Here is a 20,913-nt window from a genome sequence, read left to right as displayed (position 1 = left end):
ATGGCCGCCGCCACAGTGCTGGTGGAGTCGGACAAGCCCAACCCGTACCCGATGCAGGTAATCGGCTTTGTCTGTTGGCGCTGGGATTGATGATCCACCGGCGGAGTTAACGGTTATCAGATAACGGTGCATACAGCTTCTCCGTCAAGAGTTTCCTACTCTAATGAACTCCACCAATCTCATAACGGATAAGGAACAATTGATCACGGATAGACTTAACGTCATAACGGATTGTAGATCACTCGCCTTCTTACCACACAAGGCTACCCACTTAAAAAACTGTTCAAACATACAGTTATATTTTTAATTTGGCGTTTTAATGATCCTTCCTGGACTTTCTTATCACTTAAACTAGGGTAAGATACGACCAATTTATACCCACAATACTCACATGGAGGTACAGTGTTCCGGATATCTGATCTGACAGATCTGCGTGCGCTATCTGAATCCTCAGAGCTGGAGTTTAAATTGGCTCAAGGGAAAGATGGTAGAGGCAAGTTGCCGGATGACTTCTGGCCAACTTATAGCGCCATGGCAAATTGTCGCGGTGGATATGTTGTTTTAGGTATTCGTGAAAAGAAAGGTGAGTTCACTGTTGCGGGTATTCCGGATGTTAATACCGTCAAAAAGCAGCTCTTTGACCTTGCAGGCAGCAAGAAAAAGGTAAACGTTAATCTTCTTACTGATCAGCTTGTTCAAACTGTCAAATTAGACGGCAAAGAGATACTTGTCATTGAGGTACCGATTGCAAGACGTGAGCAAAAACCAGTCTATTTAAACAATCAACCAATAACAGAAACATGGTTCAGAATGCATGAAGGTGACCATCGTTGTTCTGAAGAACAAGTTCGCAGGATGATGGCTGAACAAGTTGAAGAAAGCCGTGATAACCGCATTGTCCAGAACTTCGATATGAACGATATAAACCTAGAGAGTCTTCTGGCCTATCGAAACCTTCTTTCAGCCTCTAATCCAGTCCATCCCGCATTAGAGCTAGACAATTTTGCATTCTTACGCAGCATCGGCGGATATAGAAAAGATCGCCAAACAGGTACTGAAGGTATGACTTTGGCAGGCATCCTCATGTTTGGAACATGGGAGGCCATACAAGACGTAGCTCCAAACTATTTCGTAGATTACCAAGAACGACCAGAAGCGAGAACAGAGAGAAGGTGGGTTGATAGACTCTGCCCTGATGGAACGTGGTCGGGTAACGTATTCGATTTCTACAGGCGTACATACCGAAAACTAATAGCCGACTTGAAAGTGCCTTTTGAACTAAAAGAAGGTATCAGGCAAGACGATACACAAATACATACCGCTCTGCGTGAAGCGCTGGTAAACACCTTGGTACATGCGGACTATACAGGCCGGATTTCAATCATGGTCGTAAAAAGACCTGATTTATTCGGCTTTCGCAATCCTGGGCTCATGCGTGTACCTCTTGAACAAGCGATAAAAGGTTACGAGAGCGATTGCCGTAATCGTCTTATGCACCAGATGTTTTTGATTATCGGTGCTGGGGAGCGCTCAGGCTCAGGGATTCCCAAAATATTTAGTGGTTGGAAGTTGGCCAACTGGCGTCTCCCCCGGTTGTATGAAAAAACAGAACCGGAACAAACACTGCTTGAACTCTCTATTGGTAACCTTGTCTCGGAAGAAACAGCGGCTCTTCTGCATTCCAAATTCGGAGACAAAGTTGATCACCTAAGCGAGCTTGAACGCAGTATCGTAATTACAGCAGCGGTAGAAAAATGGATAGATCATGAACGGGCTTGCCAACTCACCAGCTTGCATTCTCGTGAAGTTACTCTTACGCTTCCTCGCCTCGTAACTGGCGGTTTTTTGATTCCACACGGTGAAAAAAGAAACAAATCATACACATTACCAGGGCAAGAGCTCCCCTCTCCTGAAGATGTTTTTGGTGTTAATCCGTTATCAACAAGCACACCCGATTCCCTACACGGCCAAATCATCACGGATAATACCTCTTTGATCACGGATAGCAGCTACTTGATCACGGATAACGACGAGATAATAACGGATAACGAGCAAGAACGAGACGATCTGGGCCGTTTTGTTACAGACAAACTTCCTTATCCTTATATCGACAACCTCGATCACCTTTCTTTGTCGCTAAGGCAGCAACTAGAAGCAGCATCAGCATTAGCAAGAGAGAAAAAAAGACTCTCAAATGAAGTTATGGATGAAATTATCCTTGCGCTTTGCGCAGGCCATTACATGCCGCTTAGTATTATTTCTAAACTGATGTCCCGCACCCCACAAAACTTGCGAGAGAAACAACTAGTTCCTTTAGTAAGGATGGGAAAAATTCGTTTAGCCTTTCCTCATGCAAGAAGACATAAACGGCAGGGCTACATAGCTTGTGATGTGGTGAATACCAGCATGTGTACAAAAAACAGCCCGAAAAGGTGAGCATTCCTTTTTACCGTGTACACAAGGGTGTACACAATAGAAAAGCGCATTATAAGAAATCCAGTAATCAAAAGGATTTTAAGCCGACACTCAATGTATAAATCCAATATCGAGTAACCATTCAGGAAGCATCAACAAGCCGCATAAATCCAGAATTCCCGCATAACAGCGGGATTTTTGCTTGTTATGGAGCAGTATAAGGCAGCAATAAAACGCAACGTTTACATGAGATTGTCGGATGAGTGCGCATTTACCTGATGGCAGCCACGAAGCAAAACCGGAATGTATCGGACCATTTCGTTGAAGCCACCTAAAAGGTCACTCTTGGTTCTGGGGCTCAACGCGAATTAGATGATATTCATCTATCTCGGTATGCTACTACGATTTTTGCTCACCCAGTGGCGAGAGCCTGGATGGTTGTTTAGCACCAATGCCAGCCAGTAGTTCGGTAAGCGATAACACCATGGTGGAACGTACCATCTGTTGATAGCGCTGGTGTTGCATGGCAATCAACGACTCATCCGCTTCACTCGGCTGTAAAAAGGTGGGTACTGGGGGGAGTTCACTCACACAGTGCAGTTCACCAAAGGGCCCCAGGATTTCATCATCAATAAAGCGATATTCAGTGCCATCATGATTCAACTCTTCGCGCATTGCCATCAGCAACTCGGCATCTTCATATTCATGCCGTGAAATAACCCCCAGGCCATACATCAGTTTAAGGCGAACTGAGAGTTCACCAAGCGGGCCAGCACCAGACAATAGGGGTTCGACGGCATACTTCACCGCATAATCGTCTTTACGAAATACCTGCACCACTAATACGTTCAGTGCTTCGGCTAACAACTCGACCGCTGCGATCAGAAAGCTACGTACCGTTTTGCCAGCATTCAGTTTTTCCAAAACTTTGTTTTCAAATGCCTTTGTGTCAATCATCGTCACTTTTCGAACAGCATTAGGGGTGCCCTTTCTTGGCGGAAATCAATATATGCAGGGCAAAAAATTTGCCCTGCATCCTAACCGTTATCCGTGAAGTAAGGGAGTGTTTATTGACACCGATTTATTGCGCCATGGAATTTACTGCGACTGCATGGTGTTATACGCAGCCACCGCCTCTTCCACCACCTTGCTGTCAGCCGGTAAACCAGAAATTTGTATCAGTGCCGCTTTTGGCCCCAATTTTTCCAGCAATTCTACCAGCTCTTTGGCCTGCGGGTCCTGTTCACTACGGTAACTCATGGCGGCCGCAATCCCTTTTATCAGGTTGCCATGTGGCAAATCGTATTCCAATGTTCCCAACAATGGCTTAATCAAGCGGTCGCCTGCACTGAGTTTACGCAGTGGTTGGCGCCCAACACGCTCAACATCATCATGCAGATAGGGGTTTTCAAAGCGGGAGAGAATTTTGTTGATATAAGCGGCATGTTTATCCGCATCAAAGCCATAACGCTTGATCAACACAGCACCACTCTCTTCCATCGCCCCTCGTACCACCTGACGAACTTGTGGGTCGAGAATAGCATCACGAATCGTCAGTAAGTTGGCGCGCTGCCCCAGATAAGCCGTGATTGCATGGCCAGTATTAAGAGTGAACAACTTGCGTTCGACGAACGCCATCAGGTTGTCAGTCAACTCCATACCCGCAATAGCAGGCGGGGGCCCCTTGAACTGAGTCTGATCCACAATCCATTCGCTGAACGTTTCCACGGTAACTTCCAGCGGATCGCTGCTGTTGGCTTCTGCGGGTGGCACGATACGGTCTACGGCAGAATCCACAAACCCGACATGCTGTTCAACCCAAGCCTGCTCATCCTGCGGCAATACGTCGAAAACAGAGTGCTTGAGCTGGCTGGTGCCGCGCACCATATTTTCACAAGCAATGATATTGAGTGGCTGGGTGTTTCCTTGTTGATGGCGTTTAATCAACCCCTTGGCAATAGTCCCGGCGATTTTAGCCAAGACCTGTGGGCCAACTGCTGTTGTCACAATATCCGCCTCAGCAATCAAATCCACCGCCTGCTCACTGCCGCTGTTAACCGCACTGACATTATTCACTTGTTCAATACGTGATTCATCGCCTACCACGTGTACCTGGTAGCTTTTACGTTGGTTCAGTTCATCCAGCAACGTCTGGTTAACGTCAGCAAAAGTCAGTTCGGCATGAGCATCAGCCAGTAACTTGCCGATGAACCCACGGCCGATATTACCCGCGCCGAAGTGTAATGCTTTCATAGTTCTACCTTTGTTAATATCGAAGGGTGCACCCGGTGCACCCTTTAAAACAGCGCTGTGATATTAGCTCTTCTTACTACCAAGTAGTTCCAAAACTTCTTGGACGCTTGCCGTATTGGCTAACCGCTCAATAACCGTTTCATCATCCAATGCATTGGTTAGACAAGTAATCACCTGAATATGCTCATTATTACGGGCTGCAATACCAATCACCAGACGGGCAACCTCATCCTCATCGTCACCAAAACGCACGCCTTGCGGATATTGACAGAACACCACGCCAGTACGCAGTACGCGATCTTTCGCTTCGATGGTACCATGTGGTACGGCAATCGACTCTCCCAAGTAGGTAGAAGTGAGCTTTTCACGCTCCAGCATCGCCTCTACGTATTCAGGTTCCACATAGCCGCCCTTCACCAATTGCTCACCAGCAAAGCGAATTGCCTGCTGTTTGTCGCTAGCCTGTAGACCGAGGAACACATTATTTTCACTCAATTTAAACAGGTTATTTTCGCTGGCTTCAAAGCTGTCATCCAACGTTGAAATCACTTTCTGTTCTGTTTCGCTGGTTTTGTGAGCGGCTAGCAGGCGTGCGGTCAAATCACTGTATAACTGACTGTCCAGAAAATTGGTCAATGAAATATGCTGTGCTTGTGGTGCATGACGCATGGCACGTTCCGTCAAATCACGGTGGGTAATCACCAGATCGACATCTTCCGGCAAACTGTTGATCGCGCAATTGGTAACAGAGATATTTTTCAGCCCTGCATCTGTCACTTTCTTACGTAGAACACCGGCCCCCATCGCACTGGAACCCATACCCGCATCACAAGCCACAATAATTTTGCGCACGGTACTCAGGTCACCATCTACCGCTCCATTAGGTGCTTTAGCCCCTTTGGATTGCGCCTTCATCTCCTGCATACGACGGGTTGCTTGTTCCAGACCCTCTTCCTCTTTCACTTTCGACGTTTTCAGCAGGAAAGAAGAAACCAGGAAGGAGACCAGGAAAGCAGCGAAGATGGCAGCCAAGTTGGCGAAATAGGCTCCTTTTGGCGTCATTGCCAATACGGCCAGAATCGACCCTGGGGAAGCCGGCGATACCAGACCCCCATTCAACACCGTCAGTGTGAATACGCCAGTCATACCACCCAGAATCACCGCCAGCAGCAGGCGTGGATTCATCAGTACATAAGGGAAGTAAATTTCATGGATACCACCCAGGAAGTGGATGATAGCGGCACCACCAGCAGACTGTTTGGCACTACCACGGCCAAAGAACATATAAGCCATCAAGACTCCCATACCTGGGCCCGGGTTGGCTTCAATCAGGAAGAAGATAGACTTGCCAGCCTCTGAGGCTTGCTGAATACCCAGCGGCGAGAAGATACCGTGGTTGATGGCGTTGTTCAGGAAAAGAATTTTTGCTGGTTCAACAAAGATCGAGGTCAATGGCAGCAGGTTATTAACCACCATGACATGTACACCCGCCGCCAGAATTTTGGAGAGCGCTTCGACCAATGGCCCAATCCCCATAAAGGAGATAAGTGCCAGCAGCATACCGATGATACCGGCGGAGAAGTTGTTCACCAACATCTCAAAACCACTTTTGATCTTGCCATCTACCCAGCGGTCAAAATGCTTAATCGCCCAACCACCCAGCGGACCCGCGATCATGGCACCGAGGAACATCGGGATATCAGCACCCACCACGACACCCATGGTGGTAATTGCACCAACCACACCACCACGATCGCCACCCACCAGTTTACCGCCGGTATAACCGATCAACAGTGGCAACAGATAGGTGATCATTGGCCCAACCAGCTTGGCCAATGTCTCATTTGGCACCCAACCGGTAGGGATAAATAATGCGGTGATAATACCCCAGGCGATAAATGCGCCGATGTTGGGCATAACCATATTGCTTAGGAAACGGCCAAAGTTTTGCACTTTAACCTTGATATCTGGTGAAAACATAAAACACCCCCCTATTGCTACGCGCTGACAATAAGAGCGCGCATTCATTGTTGTCATATCCAGCCGTGTTGCTGCTGTTTGCGAAATGGACTCTACCACGCTCCTCTGACTACGCGAACCTCACCCAAGAAACGTGATTAAAATCACACAATAGAGGGGGTTAACCCAGTGGATTTAGTGATTAAAATCACAATTACTTTCGATATTAGAAATAATAGACACTAATAAAGCGTCACCGCCAGCCAATAACGTGATTAAAATCACGTTTATGTCCGCAGAGTTTGTTCTTAAATTGATACATTGATCACAATTTATTTTACGCACCACAAGCGAACCGCGCTCTTGAATGGGATCTTCCCTGCGGCACCCACTCTGCCAGAGAGCTAACCAGGCAAACTCAGCGACCCACATCTCTGGCTGACACTCAAAGCCATTTTTCATGCCGGCAAAAAGAAACACTGATCCACAAATCCAATTCTGGATCCTTTATAACCTGGACAATACGCTCACGAATCAAATCCAACTGACTGATGCCGATATGTTCCATGCTTTCTGGCAGAACGACATAGATCTCCAAGAATAATCCGCGACCTATACGTGTTTCATAGTGGGAATATTTGATGAAGCCGTATTCACGGCTGAGTTGTTGCATTAACTCTTCCACCTTTTTATCCAATGCTGCAGGTGTCATCATCAGAACTTCTTTTATGGCATTAAAGATTATTTTGGCCGGCATTGGCATGACAAACAGGATCAGGACTGCCAGTATCATCGAATCCACATAGGGGACCAGATAGGCAAAGCGCGTGTCTTGTAAAAACCAGGCGAGGATAAAAGCGACAAAGATCGCGGCACTGATCGCTGTGGAGATCATCCAGCCCCGCACGTCCAACTCGACCAGTGGGGAAGATATCCCTTTGTTAGCGTTTTTTTGTTTCAAAAATATCGCAAAACAAATGACGGTGATACTAAACGCGTAAGCTATCGCCCACCCTAACTCAAAATGATTTCCCCCTCCCAAAAGACTTTGAATCGCGTTAATAAAAGCATACAGACAGAGTAACAACAGTAGGCTGCCGTTAAATACCAGAACCAAGGGTTCTACGTGCCAAAAACCGTATTGAAAACGGCGACTGCTCGGGTTTTGCCCGATTAGCCGTAATACGAATAACGCCAAGCCAGATAGGGTCGCATCCAATATGGCGTACATACCATCGAACATGATCGATCTTGAGCCGGTAATAAACCCGAAGGTGATACTCAGACAAGATATCCCAAGAGCACCATAAATTGAGCGCCTTAAAAGCTGTTGTTCACGTTGAGTGCTGGGCACGATAATGACCTCCAACTGACCGAATGACTCTGTTCCCGTATTTTATGCGGCGCTGTTGAATATACCCATCGTCAATCAAGTCGCCGGGGTGTTCAAAAAGCCAGATATTTTATCCTGCAAGTTAATTGAACTTGGCCATAGTTATGCTTTGACCGTGCGTTTTCGGCCCGATAACTGAAGTGTAGTATAGAGATCAGGGTACGGAAGGATGACAAGGCGTTGAAAGAAGGGGAACCGATACTCAGGTACATTCAAACTACAAGCCTGAAAGCCGCTCGAATGTACCTGGATAGTCAATGTACCTGGATAGTTTTGCTTACTGCATCACTGCCTGCACCGTTTTCTGTGCATTGAGCCAATCCTGCTGCTTAGCCACCAGATTAGACATCATGGTGTTGTATTGCGCCACCTGCTGCTGAGTACGGAACTGTACACCGCCATTATTGAAACTCACCTGATTACCCTGAGCCTGCAAGAAATCCCCAACTAGCACCAGTTCCTGAACAAAACTACTGGTGATTGGGATCACTGGCATCAAGCTATTGCTTGGTGTGGTAACAATCTTGTCATACACCTGGCTATACACCGCTTTCAAATCATCGGGTTGCTTCAACGCGGCACGGGCGCTATCCGCCTGTAACTTCGCTGACTGTATCTGTTGACCCAACAGGTTCAATGCACCCAACGATTGCTGCAAGGTATCGCGCTTAGCGATATAGTCTTGTGCGGTGCGAATTTGATTAATCTGTTCCAGTGCTGGTGTCAGACTTGCCTCAACCGATTTCGACAATTGCTGAGAAAAGCCCACCAGAATGGCGTAATCACTCACATAAGTGCCAAATTTCTGTTTTTGGTCTTCACTCAACGTTGGAATGTGTACACCGCTACGCATCACCGTATTATGTAAATAATCAATAAACGCTTTACGCTGTTCTGGCTCTTTATCGCCGCAGGCGGTCAGTTGTATCACGACCAACAATGCAAATACCGGTGCCAACCAACGCGAAAAGCCTCTGCTTTGGATCCCTACCGCCATGTGACATAACTCCCGTTATTAATGTCTCTTTTATCTGGCTCCATGCCTTATGTTGCACTCCATTGCAGATAAGAATAGATCAACTCCCTGCTATAGGATACGTGATTCAACGTTCAGCCCAGAATAACCGACGGATTCTCATGGTGATGAAAAAGCGCCCTCAGGCGCCTTTTCATTAATACTTTACCCTTACTGCAACACCGAAATATCCGCTACTTGCAGGAACAGCTCACGCAACTTACTCAGCAACGTCAAGCGATTCACCCGCACCGCATCATCTTCAGCCATCACCATCACACTGTCGAAGAACGCATCAACCGTCTCACGCAACGCAGCCAGTTCAACCAATGCTTCCTGATAACGACCTGCAGCAAACAAAGGTTCCAGCTTGTCACGCAACACCACCAGATGAGTGGCTAATTTCAGCTCTGTCGGCTCTTTCAATACCGAGGCTTGAACCTGATCCAGCAATACATCGTTGGATTTGGCTAATATATTGGAAACACGCTTGTTAGCCGCGGCCAACGCGGTAGCCTCAGCCAAAGTACGGAAATGTGTTACCGCCTTCACCCGTGCATCAAAGTCTGCCGGGCGGGTTGGGCGACGCGCCAATACCGCCTGGATAGTATCCACTGCATGGCCTTCTTCCTGATACCAGGTACGAAAACGCCCCAACATAAAGTCGATGACATCATCCACCACCTTGGCATTGGTCAGCTTGCTGCCATACAGGCGTGCAGCCTCTTCGGTCAGGGTTTGCAAATCCAGTGACAGGTTTTTCTCAACGATGATACGCAGCACGCCCAACGCAGCACGGCGTAAAGCAAACGGGTCTTTATCACCTTTTGGATGCTGGCCAATACCAAAAATACCGACCAGCGTGTCCATTTTGTCAGCGATTGCCAACGAGCAAGCCACCAGCGATTGAGGCAGTTCATCACCCGCAAAGCGTGGCTGATACTGCTCGTTAAGCGCAACAGCTACGTCCTCGGCTTCACCATCATGGCGTGCGTAGTGCATCCCCATCACACCCTGAGTATCGGTGAATTCGAACACCATATTGGTCATCAGGTCGCACTTCGACAGCAGCCCAGCACGCGTTGCGTGGTTAACATCAGCACCAATCTGGCCCGCAATCCAGCCGGCCATGGCTTGAATACGGTCAGTCTTATCACGCAGGGTACCCAACTGCTGCTGAAACAGTACCGTTTCCAGGCGCGGTAAATGATCTTCCAGACGCTTCTTGCGGTCAGTATTAAAGAAGAATTCAGCATCCGCCAAACGAGGACGCACCACTTTCTCATTACCAGAAATGATTTGCTGCGGGTCTCGGGACTCAATATTGGCGACGAAGATAAAATTCGGTAACAGTTTGCCAGCGGCATCGTAGACCGGAAAATATTTCTGGTCACCCTTCATGGTATAAACCAACGCTTCAGCAGGCACTGCCAGGAATTTCTCTTCAAATTTTGCCGTCAGCACCACTGGCCACTCAACCAATGAAGTCACTTCCTCCAGCAGGCTCTCACTCAGATCGGCTTTTCCACCAATCTTCTGTGCTGCCAGTTCAGCATCACGTTTAATCAACGCCTTGCGAGTTGCGTAATCGGCGATCACTTTACCGCGCTCCAGCAGGATTTGCGGATACTGATCGGCGTTCTCAATAGTAAACTCTGGCTCACCCATAAAACGGTGACCACGAATGGTGCGAGCCGAATCGATGCCCAGCACAGTGCCTGGGATCAGTTCGGCCCCTAGCAGCATGGTCACCGTATGTACCGGACGCACGAACTGGGTTTCTTTATCACCCCAACGCATCAATTTGGGAATCGGCAGCTTTGACAGTGCCGTGCTCACCATACCGGCCAACAGTTGCTGTGCGGATTGGCCTTTAACATGGGCGCGATACAGTAACCATTCACCTTTATCGGTCACCAGGCGTTCAGCTTGATCAACGGTAATGCCGCAACCACGCGCCCAGCCCTCAGCGGCCTTACTGGGCTGACCGCTGGCATCGAATGCCTGAGCGATGGCCGGGCCACGTTTTTCAATTTCACGGTCATCCTGTGCCGCGCTGAGTTTAGCCACTTTTAATGCTAGGCGACGCGGAGCAGCAAACCAGCTCACTTCGCCATGTGCCAAGCCGGCATTATCAAGTTCAGCCGTAAAATCTGCAGCAAAAGCTTCTGCCAGTGAGCGAAGAGCCTTCGGCGGCAGCTCTTCGGTGCCGATTTCCACCAGGAAAGTCTGTTGAGTCATAGCTGCCTCTTACTTCTTATTACACATCGGGAAGCCTAACGCTTCGCGGGAAGCGTAGTAGGCCTCGGCAACGGCTTTGGTCAGCGTGCGGATACGCAAAATATAACGTTGACGTTCGGTGACCGAGATCGCCTTACGCGCATCCAGCAAATTGAAGGTATGGGCCGCTTTGAGAATACGTTCATACGCAGGTAATGGCAGGGGGTTTTCCAACGCCAATAGGGTTTGCGCTTCCTTTTCGTATTGCTCAAAACAGGAAAACAGGAAATCTACATCCGCATACTCAAAGTTGTAGGTGGACTGCTCCACTTCGTTTTGATGGAACACATCACCATAGGTGGTGATACCCAATGGCCCGTTGCTCCAAATCAAATCGTAGACGCTATCCACACCCTGGATATACATCGCCAGGCGTTCCAGACCGTAAGTGATCTCGCCAGTGACCGGTTTACATTCCAAACCGCCAACCTGTTGAAAATAGGTGAACTGGGTCACTTCCATCCCGTTCAACCACACTTCCCAACCTAATCCCCAGGCCCCTAGTGTCGGGTTTTCCCAGTTATCTTCAACAAAACGGATATCGTGAATAGCAGGATCCAACCCCAGTTCTTTCAATGAACCCAGGTACAGTTCCTGAATATTTTCCGGTGAGGGTTTAATCACTACCTGGAATTGATAATAGTGTTGCAGGCGGTTGGGGTTTTCCCCATAACGGCCATCGGTCGGGCGACGTGAAGGTTGCACATAGGCCGCAGCCATTGGCTCCGGGCCAAGAGCACGCAAGCAGGTCATCGGGTGAGATGTTCCTGCGCCAACTTCCATGTCCAAAGGTTGAACAATAGTGCAACCCTGGCGCGCCCAATAGTCCTGCAGTGTCAGGATCAGACCCTGAAAGGTCTTGGTATCAAACTTTTGCATGTTGAATTCGCACGCGATACAAGTGGATTTAATAGAGGGGCTCAGTATACCTGTTGACCGTAAGATATACAGCCAGAATCCAGCAACAAGTCACAATCCCCCGATAAAAAACCGTGGTGTGACATGCAAAAAGCCGGTTCAGCGCGATACCCTAGTTCATTCAGCTTACCCCATGAGGCCCGAATAGCGACAGCAACAGGTTCAAGGTTGACGAGGCATCAAGGGAGTTTGCAAGATGCTACACTTTAAACTCAGCGTTCTTGGGAGCATAGCCTACGCTATAAGTGAAGTGATATAGCGTAGCCAGCACAAGTAACTTCAAGGATAATGTGTCAAACATTTTAAAATTCATTATGGACAGCTAAGTATGATAGAAGGCCTTGATAAAGATTGCCATTTATTATCAGAGAGTAAACCTAACGAACTCATTAATTCATCTATCAAAAGCTATCTAGAAAAAAAACTAAAAGAGTTTAATAATATAAAGTACGCTTATGCCATAATGAATAAAAAGAACCCTGCTGATTTTTCAGTGATTTCAAATAGAACTGAATGGTTTGATTTTTATGTCAATAACAACTTTCAGTATATCGATCCGGTTTTAGTGACTGCATCACATCGGGTTACCCCATTTTTTTGGGATAAAAACATCATGATTAACTCGGGTATTAAACTGCCAAAAATATTTAATATGGCGAAAAGTTATGATGTTACTCATGGTTATACCTTCGTGTTGCATGACCATCTTCATCATCTGGCGGTTTTATCTATTATCATAGATAGTCATTGCGATAATAGTGTTGAACCGCTGATTAGAGATAAGCAAGATAGTTTACAGCTATTGTTGATGAAAACACATGAAAAACTCATTAATACCTCTCAAGAACTGAATAATGCTAACTACTTTGATAAAATAAACCAGAGAAATTTCTTTTCCCCTCGCGAGAATGAAATTATTTATTGGGCAAGCATGGGGAAATCCTATCAGGAAATTGCACTTATCTTAGGAATTAAACTCACCACAGTAAAATTTCATATTGGAAATGCAGTTAAAAAGTTAGGCGTTAACAATGCCAAGCATGCCATAAGGCTCAGTGTTGAATTGCAGCTAATCAGGTCGGTTCGCTAATGTAGCCAAACTTTCAGATAAAATTGCTCAAAAACCATTTGACTAAAAAAAATAAAAAGGAAGAGGGTAAAATGCATAAAAATATACTCTCACCCCTTCTTTGATTGGGTGAGAGAAACTGTTGACAGGCACTCTGTGATTTACAATAATGTTTAAGAATTTTCCCTGGTGTTGGCCAATTTGGCACCTGATCCTTTAATCGGGATCAGTTTTTTTTGCTTAAAATTCTTGTTATTGTTGTTACGCATTAACGATAAAGTTTTTTGTTACTGAATGATAGTTATACTAAAGTACAGTTACCCACTATACTTTTTCGGTAACAGGCCCGCATCAGGCACCGTACCAGCGTTTGTGGCACCCTATGCCGACTGCAAACTACCAGGTAGTCCTTATCTATGGTGCCTTCCCGCTAAGCCAATCATCAGAAATGGTGCACTAACGCTATATACTCGGGTCACTGCGTCAGTAAAAAACGAAATAAGAATAAGGAGTATCGGCATGGATAATCAACGTTGCGGTTGGGTTACCGCTGACCCATTATATCTTGAGTACCACGATAAAGAATGGGGCACCCCAACCACGGATGCACGCGAACTGTTCGAAATGTTGTGTCTGGAAGGGCAACAGGCTGGCCTCTCTTGGATCACGGTGCTGAAAAAACGTGAAAACTACCGCCGTGCTTTCCACAATTTTGACCCAACACGTATCGCGGCCATGAACGAACAAGATGTGGCGTTATTGCTGCAAGACAGCGGGATTATCCGCCATCGCGGCAAGATTGAAGCCATCATTGCCAATGCCAAAGCTTATCAAGCCATGGAACTAGCGGGGGAAAATTTTTCTACCTTTATCTGGCAATTTGTCGGAGGTAAACCGCAACTGAACCACTGGCAAGCCCTAAACGAAGTGCCCGCTCAAACAGAGATTTCTGTTGCCATGTCCAAGGCATTGAAAAAGCGCGGCTTCAAATTTATCGGTTCAACCATCTGCTATGCCTTTATGCAGGCCTGCGGCTTGGTAAACGACCATGTTACTGGTTGTTTTTGCCACCCGGAGAATACCAAAGATGATACGCACCGCAACGCCCGCCGACCTTGACGTGCTGATGGTGCTCTGGCTAGAAAGCACCACCCGTGCTCATCCCTTTGTGCCATCTGACTATTGGCAGCAAAGTGCTCAACTGGTACGGGATAACTATTTGCCCCGGGCTAAAACTTGGGTGTATCTGCATAACCAGCAAATTGTCGCTTTTATCAGCATATTGGATGAGCGCTTTATTGGCGCTCTGTTTGTTGACCATCACTTTCATGGCAAAGGGGTGGGGGCGGCATTAATGGCCTGCGTACAACATCATTATCGTTGGCTTAGCCTGGAAGTGTATGAGGAAAACCAACGAGCTTGCGCCTTCTACTACAAACAAGGGTTCCGCGAAATGCAGCGTCTGTTTAACCAAGAAACTCAAGCCCATACGCTAATCATGAATTGGCCTGCCACCGAGTTCCAATAAACTGGCATGGGTCGGTCCGTAGATTGATCGATTAGGATAGGATGAACTTGAATGAACTGAGCTGGCAGAGGTTGATCACTCCCCTAAAACAACCCGCTATTCTTCCCGTTTTGTGATTGATATCATATTTTTCTCTTCTGTCACTTTTTAATGGGATCGGTTCCATTTATGGTGGCGATACTGATAACAGTGGCAATACTTCCAGCTTAATCTCAAAAATTCACAGGCAACCTGTAAGTTACAACAGTATTTAATCATTTTCCCTGGTGTTGGCCAATTTGGCACCTGATCCTTTAATCGGGATCAGTTTTTTTGCTCCTAAGCAATGATAGCAAAAGCTAAACTGAATGATGTTATCGGTCGCCACTCCGCTTCCCCTATATATTCATCGCCATTCAAGCCGCGACGGTACCCGGGTACCCTGGTTCACACTAATTAATTGATTTATGATAGCTATATCGTTCTCTCGTTGGAGTTTTTAATGAAGCCTTCAGTCATATTGTATCGGAGTATTCCTGCCGACCTGCGTCAGCGGCTGGACAAGCACTTCACGGTACATGCTTTCGATGATTTACCCCCAGATAATACCCCTGCGTTTGAGGCTGCATTACAACAAGCTGAAGGGATTATCGGTTCTGGCGGCAAAATTGATGAAGCCTTTCTGCAACGGGCACCTAAACTACGTGCTGCTTCAACGATTACAGTAGGTTACGATAACTTTGACCTCGAAGCGCTTAATGCCCACCAAGTATTATTGATGCATACCCCGAGCGTATTAACAGAAACCGTGGCCGATACCATCATGGCCTTGATGTTGGCCACCGCACGCCGCGTAGTTGAAGTCGCCGAGCGAGTGAAAGCGGGTGAGTGGCAAAATAACATTGGGCCCGAGTGGTATGGTGTTGATGTTCATCATAAAACTATTGGCATCCTCGGTATGGGGCGCATCGGGCTGGCATTGGCACAACGGGCACACTTAGGCTTTAACATGCCAGTGTTATATAACGCCCGCCGCACCCATCAACAGGCCGAACAAAATTTCAACGCCCGCCGTTGTGATCTTGATACTCTGCTGGCTGAGTCAGATTTTCTCTGCATCACACTCCCGTTAACTAGCGAAACCTTCCATATGATCGGCCATGAACAGTTGGCGAAAATGAAGAAAAGCAGCATTTTGATCAATGCAGGGCGAGGCCCGGTGGTTGATGAGCAAGCGCTTATCGAGGCCTTGCAGAACGGTACTATTCACGCTGCCGGGTTGGATGTTTTTGAGCAAGAACCGTTATCGGTGAATTCACCACTACTGCAATTGCCCAATGTGGTTGCTGTGCCCCATATCGGTTCTGCCACTCATGAAACCCGCTATGGCATGGCTGAATGTGCTGTGGATAACCTGATTGCCGCACTCACAGGTAAGGTAACAAAAAATTGCGTTAATCCCCATTTACTGATTAACCCCTATTAACGACTTGACCTCTATTCACTAAAAAGGTGATAGATACCCGTGTTACTCTTTTAGCTGTAAAAAATAATTAGCGTTTTATGCTATAAAAAGTACATATCATGATACTTCACGTCGCCAGATAAAATATCTGCTTAATTGCACCTGCTTTTATCTGGCGGTATGGTGGAGCCCTACTGACCAATAACAATTCTGCGGCACCTATGACTTTTTCTCTTTTCGGCGATAAATTTACCCGTTATGCCGGTATCACCCGCTTAATGGACGACCTGAATGATGGTCTACGCACCCCAGGCGCCATCATGCTCGGCGGTGGAAACCCTGCAAAAATTCCAGAAATGGAAAGTTACTTCAAGCAACTGTGCCAAGATATGCTCGAAAATGGCAAATTGACTGAAGCACTATGTAACTACGATGGCCCACAAGGCAAAGACCTCTTACTGTCAGCACTGGCTAATCTGCTACAGAAAGAGTTTGATTGGCCCATCGGGCCACAAAATATTGCGCTAACAAACGGCAGTCAAAGCGCATTTTTCTACTTATTTAATTTGTTCGCAGGCCGCTACGCAGAAGGGAAACGCCGCCGCGTGTTATTCCCACTGGCTCCCGAGTACATCGGCTATGCCGATGCCGGGTTAGATGAAGGGCTATTTGTCTCCGCCAAACCCAATATAGAGTTCCTGCCAGACGGCCAATTTAAATATCACATCGATTTTGAGCATTTAACTATCGGCGACGATATTGGCATGATCTGCGTTTCACGCCCGACCAACCCGACAGGTAATGTGATCACCGACGAGGAACTGAACAAACTCGATCTATTGGCACAGCAGCACGGTATACCTTTGGTGATTGATAACGCTTATGGCGTACCTTTCCCGGGCATTATTTTCAGCGACGCGACGCCATTGTGGAACCCCAATATCATTCTGTGCATGAGTCTGTCTAAACTCGGCCTGCCAGGTTCGCGTTGTGGCATCGTCATTGCCAATGAGCAGGTGATTACCGCCCTGACCAATATGAATGGCATTATCAGCCTGTCGCCAGGAAGCATCGGCCCAGCGCTGGCGGCAGAAATGATTGAGCGTGGCGATCTGTTACGTCTGTCTAATGAAGTGATCGGCCCGTTCTACAAACAACGTGTTGAACAGACCATTGGTATTATTCGCCGTTATCTGTCACCAGAACGTTGTCTGATCCACAAACCGGAAGGGGCTATTTTTCTCTGGTTATGGTTTAAGGATCTGCCCATCACCACAGAATTACTCTACCAACGCCTGAAGAAACGTGGGGTCCTGATGGTGCCAGGCCACTATTTCTTCCCAGGACTGGAGCAGGAATGGCCACATACCCACCAATGTATGCGTATGAACTATATCCCTGACCCAGCAAGCATTGAACAGGGTGTGATGATCTTGGCAGAAGAGGTTGAACGAGCACATCAAGAAGCGGGTTAAAGAACCAAGGGGCTCTGAAGAGCCCCTGAATCTACCAACTTGAAAAACATTACTACATGATCTTGAAAAACACCATTACATGGCCCAAAACAGCACGGCCAACAATTGCGGAGACATAATACGCAGGAACATTGCCAACGGATAAACCGTGGCATAAGAGAGTGCCGCTGCACCACTGGTGGGATGCAGGCCATTGGCAAAGGCCAGGGCAGGTGGATCAGTCATCGACCCTGCTAACATGCCCGATAGTGTCAGGTAATTCATTTTGCCCATCACCCGGGCTAATATACCCACGGTGATTAAGGGAATGGCAGTGATCAACGCACCATAGCCAATCCAGGCTAACCCTTCACCATGGATCAGGGTGTTAATAAAGTTACCGCCCGACTTCAACCCCACCACCGCCAGGAACAATACAATACCCAACTCACGCAACGCCAGGTTAGCACTGGGGGGCATAAACCAGTAAAGTTTGCCGATACTGCCAATACGCCCCAGGATCAAAGCCACCACCAGTGGCCCGCCAGCCAACCCCAACCGCAACGCCGCCGGGAAGCCAGGAATAAACAACGGAATAGAACCCAGCAGCACCCCTAACCCGATGCCAATAAACACCGGCAACATTTGTACCTGTTGCAACTTCTGCTTGGCGTTACCAACAATCGCCGCCACGACCTCGATAGATTCTGGCCGCCCTACCAGGTTGAGAATATCCCCGAACTGCAGCGTGACATTACTGCCTGCCACCAGCTCAACACCAGCACGGTTAAGGCGAGAAATCACCACGTCATATTTCTGCTTAAAATTCAGATCGCGAACTTTTTTACCCAAGACCTTTTCGTTGGTCACCACGGCACGAACCACCTGCAGAGCAGTACCCTTGGTAGAAAGTGACACATCCACTTCCTCACCGATCACCAAGCGCGCGTTCTCCAACTCTTCACGCTTACCCACCAGGTGAAGAAAATCCCCTAACTCCAACGTTTCTTGCGGTGATGGCACCATCAACAGGTCGCCCCGCTTCAGGCGCGAGCAGATGATGTCATCGCTGTTAAGTAATGGCACATTTTTGATGGCCAGACCTTGCAGGTTAGGGTTACGTACCGCCACATTCATGGTCTGCAGCAGTTCGCGATTGTTGCCCATGCTGTTTTCAAACTCTTTCGCTTCTTGTTCAATATTGATACGAAAGAACAGCCGGATAAGCCACATCACCAGTAGAATGCCACAGATACCAAATGGATAGGCCATGGCATACCCCATCCCCATACGATCAACCAGTGCTGGATCCGACCCTAAATCGGTCAGTATCTGTTGCCCGGCACCCAGTGCCGGCGTATTGGTCACCGCACCAGAGAACACCCCAAGAATAATTGGTAATGGGACTGCAAATAATTTGTGGACCGCCGCTGCGACCACCCCGCCCATAAGCACCAGCAAAATGGCAAAACCATTCAACCGGAGACCAGAGACACGCAAGGAAGAGAAGAAACCAGGCCCAACCTGGATACCGATGGTGTAAACAAACAGGATCAGCCCAAACTCCTGAATAAAGTGCAACATATCGCCGTTGAGGTCTATCTGATAAGTCTGTGCAAAGTGCCCGACAATGATACCGCCAAACAAGACGCCACCTATCCCTAAACCCACGCCATACACTTTCCAGTTGCCAATCCATAACCCGAGAATAGCCACTAACGCCAGCATACTGACGGTCAGGGCGATATCACTCATACGTCACATCCTTAACAAAAGTTTAATAACCAATATGTGGTAAAAATCACAATTTAAAACGCAACCTAACTAGGTTAGAGGGATTCTGGCATAAACTTTGAGGGGGTAATGTGGGGTATTCCACATTAATGTGACAGGGGAGGCCATTCAGACCTCCCCACCATGATTTTCTTTTTATTCAGCCAGTTACTTGACTTCTAGCTCTGGAGTGCTACTGATGCTGATCCGTTGTGGCTGTAAGGCTTCCGGTACATGGCGCACCAGCTCAATATGCAGCAGGCCATTTTCAAATTTGGCCTCGGAAACCTGCATGTGTTCCGCCAAGGTAAAAGTCAAAGTAAATTCTTTGCACTCCCATCCTTGATGCAGATATTCCACCTGTTTTTCTGGTGGTGTGGGTTTACCGTTTATCGATAAACGCGGACCTTCCACTTCAATAGCCAACTCACGCTGTTTGAACCCGGCCAACGCCAGAGAAATACGGTAGTGGTTATCGTCACTCTTCTCGATGTTGTAGGGGGGAAACCCTTGGGGTTCCTGCCCACCCATTGAGCTGGCCAGCTTGTCAAAACCGATCCATTGACGCAAAAGTGGCGATAAATCGTAGTTACGCATGGTATTAACTCCTTCCAAGAAGCGAGATAGGTATTAATTTGCCCCCGAACTATCAGCAGGCAAGGTGGTGTTTCACCCACAGTGAAACGGAATTATTTAATTTCGATCCGACGCGGTTTTAATGTTTCCGGCACGATGCGCTGCAGATCGATATACAGCAAACCGTTTTCCAACTTGGCCCCTTTAATTTGAATATGTTCGGCCAACTGAAATTTACGTTCAAAATTACGCTCGGCAATACCTTGGTATAAATAGGTTTTTTCAACGGCCTGATTATGGCGAGCCCCACGCACAATCAGCAGATTGTCCTGGGTGATAATCTCCAGTTCCGGCTCGGCAAACCCGGCCACCGCGATGGCGATACGATAATTATTCTCATCAACCAGCTCAACGTTATACGGCGGATAGCCACCATTACCTTGATTTTGTCCGGTTTGCAGAGCATTAAACAGGCGATCAAAACCAATAGCAGAACGGTATAGTGGGGAAAGATCAAAATTGCTCATAAAACTGCCTCCTAAAACACTTCAGCGAGGTGGGTAATAACGTCTTCCATTATGGACAGACTCAAATGTGGACAAGCTCAACGCCAGTGTCCCTTTTCAGCGAACTCTTAAATTGGCGTTACCAAGAAAATGGGGCTGGGTTCACTTATTTCAACTCACCGGGTTAAAAAAATCGTCAAACATAAAGACGATAATTTGCCCATCACATACAATAAAGTGAGATAACCGCCACAGAGCGAAATTTTATATCTTTCAATCTATTCGTGAGCTGGTACAAATTGATTTAACTTAATCATAAATCAGCAAATT

The 20,913-nt window shown here is 47.3% G+C and carries 16 protein-coding genes and 1 pseudogene; 7 read left to right on the top strand and 10 right to left on the bottom strand.

What is annotated here, in order from left to right:
- Nucleotides 1-402: 402 nt before the first annotated feature.
- Both AC2A06_RS08920 and dinD read left to right on the top strand, forming a co-directional pair.
- On the top strand, nucleotides 403-2,436 hold the full coding sequence (locus AC2A06_RS08920; RefSeq protein WP_484380047.1) for an RNA-binding domain-containing protein: 2,034 nt from the start codon (nucleotides 403-405) through the stop codon (nucleotides 2,434-2,436).
- Nucleotides 2,437-2,717: 281 nt separating this feature from the next.
- Nucleotides 2,718-2,813: pseudogene (dinD, locus tag AC2A06_RS08915) on the top strand (DNA damage-inducible protein D); the annotation flags it as partial.
- 1 nt (nucleotide 2,814) lies between these two features.
- Here the strand turns inward: dinD and AC2A06_RS08910 are convergent.
- From AC2A06_RS08910 to glyQ, 7 genes are all read right to left on the bottom strand, one after another.
- On the bottom strand, nucleotides 2,815-3,372 hold the full coding sequence (locus AC2A06_RS08910; protein ID WP_023491294.1) for an MltR family transcriptional regulator: 558 nt from the start codon (nucleotides 3,370-3,372) through the stop codon (nucleotides 2,815-2,817).
- A 141-nt stretch (nucleotides 3,373-3,513) separates the two neighbouring features.
- A complete protein-coding gene (locus tag AC2A06_RS08905) occupies nucleotides 3,514-4,668 on the bottom strand; it encodes a mannitol-1-phosphate 5-dehydrogenase (RefSeq protein WP_023491295.1) in 1,155 nt (384 codons plus the stop codon).
- 63 nt (nucleotides 4,669-4,731) lie between these two features.
- Nucleotides 4,732-6,648 carry a PTS mannitol transporter subunit IICBA gene (locus tag AC2A06_RS08900; RefSeq protein WP_484380046.1) on the bottom strand — a complete coding sequence of 639 codons (1,917 nt, stop codon included), beginning with the start codon at nucleotides 6,646-6,648 and terminating at the stop codon, nucleotides 4,732-4,734.
- A 424-nt stretch (nucleotides 6,649-7,072) separates the two neighbouring features.
- Nucleotides 7,073-7,984, bottom strand: coding sequence for a cation diffusion facilitator family transporter (locus AC2A06_RS08895; protein ID WP_037384984.1), 912 nt, complete (start codon nucleotides 7,982-7,984; stop codon nucleotides 7,073-7,075).
- 313 nt (nucleotides 7,985-8,297) lie between these two features.
- On the bottom strand, nucleotides 8,298-9,017 hold the full coding sequence (locus AC2A06_RS08890; protein ID WP_484380045.1) for a DUF3053 domain-containing protein: 720 nt from the start codon (nucleotides 9,015-9,017) through the stop codon (nucleotides 8,298-8,300).
- Nucleotides 9,018-9,206: 189 nt separating this feature from the next.
- A complete protein-coding gene (gene glyS / locus AC2A06_RS08885; protein ID WP_484380044.1) occupies nucleotides 9,207-11,276 on the bottom strand; it encodes a glycine--tRNA ligase subunit beta in 2,070 nt (689 codons plus the stop codon).
- A gap of 9 nt (nucleotides 11,277-11,285) precedes the next feature.
- On the bottom strand, nucleotides 11,286-12,194 hold the full coding sequence (glyQ, locus tag AC2A06_RS08880; RefSeq protein WP_023491270.1) for a glycine--tRNA ligase subunit alpha: 909 nt from the start codon (nucleotides 12,192-12,194) through the stop codon (nucleotides 11,286-11,288).
- A 367-nt stretch (nucleotides 12,195-12,561) separates the two neighbouring features.
- On the opposite strand from glyQ, the gene AC2A06_RS08875 reads away from it, so the two are divergent.
- The 5 genes from AC2A06_RS08875 to AC2A06_RS08855 all read left to right on the top strand — a co-directional run bounded on the left by AC2A06_RS08875 (nucleotide 12,562) and on the right by AC2A06_RS08855 (nucleotide 17,749).
- The gene (locus AC2A06_RS08875; protein ID WP_484380043.1) at nucleotides 12,562-13,323 is read left to right on the top strand and encodes a helix-turn-helix transcriptional regulator; all 762 of its coding nucleotides are present in this window, start codon (nucleotides 12,562-12,564) and stop codon (nucleotides 13,321-13,323) included.
- Nucleotides 13,324-13,821: 498 nt separating this feature from the next.
- Complete coding sequence (locus tag AC2A06_RS08870; RefSeq protein ID WP_473196427.1) at nucleotides 13,822-14,421, top strand: DNA-3-methyladenine glycosylase I; 600 nt, start codon at nucleotides 13,822-13,824, stop codon at nucleotides 14,419-14,421.
- The gene (locus AC2A06_RS08865; protein WP_484380042.1) at nucleotides 14,390-14,830 is read left to right on the top strand and encodes an N-acetyltransferase; all 441 of its coding nucleotides are present in this window, start codon (nucleotides 14,390-14,392) and stop codon (nucleotides 14,828-14,830) included. The genes AC2A06_RS08870 and AC2A06_RS08865 overlap by 32 nt, the downstream gene beginning before the upstream one ends.
- A 481-nt stretch (nucleotides 14,831-15,311) precedes the next feature.
- Nucleotides 15,312-16,295, top strand: coding sequence for a glyoxylate/hydroxypyruvate reductase GhrB (gene ghrB / locus AC2A06_RS08860; protein ID WP_484380041.1), 984 nt, complete (start codon nucleotides 15,312-15,314; stop codon nucleotides 16,293-16,295).
- Nucleotides 16,296-16,495: 200 nt separating this feature from the next.
- Nucleotides 16,496-17,749, top strand: a complete 1,254-nt coding sequence (locus tag AC2A06_RS08855) for a valine--pyruvate transaminase (RefSeq protein ID WP_484380040.1) — start codon at nucleotides 16,496-16,498, stop codon at nucleotides 17,747-17,749.
- Between the two features lie 75 nt (nucleotides 17,750-17,824).
- Here the strand turns inward: AC2A06_RS08855 and AC2A06_RS08850 are convergent, their stop codons facing one another.
- From AC2A06_RS08850 to ibpA, 3 genes are all read right to left on the bottom strand, one after another.
- The gene (locus AC2A06_RS08850) at nucleotides 17,825-19,483 is read right to left on the bottom strand and encodes a putative transporter (RefSeq protein WP_484380039.1); all 1,659 of its coding nucleotides are present in this window, start codon (nucleotides 19,481-19,483) and stop codon (nucleotides 17,825-17,827) included.
- A 186-nt stretch (nucleotides 19,484-19,669) separates the two neighbouring features.
- Nucleotides 19,670-20,098, bottom strand: a complete 429-nt coding sequence (gene ibpB, locus AC2A06_RS08845; RefSeq protein ID WP_484380038.1) for a small heat shock chaperone IbpB — start codon at nucleotides 20,096-20,098, stop codon at nucleotides 19,670-19,672.
- A gap of 92 nt (nucleotides 20,099-20,190) precedes the next feature.
- Nucleotides 20,191-20,604: a small heat shock chaperone IbpA gene (gene ibpA, locus AC2A06_RS08840; protein ID WP_023489190.1), complete on the bottom strand. Its 414-nt coding sequence runs from the start codon at nucleotides 20,602-20,604 to the stop codon at nucleotides 20,191-20,193.
- Between the last annotated feature and the right edge of the window lie 309 nt (nucleotides 20,605-20,913).

It is taken from the genome of Serratia sp. HNCC26DJ244, assembly GCF_057180565.1.
This window is presented reverse-complemented; position numbering and strand designations above follow the sequence as displayed.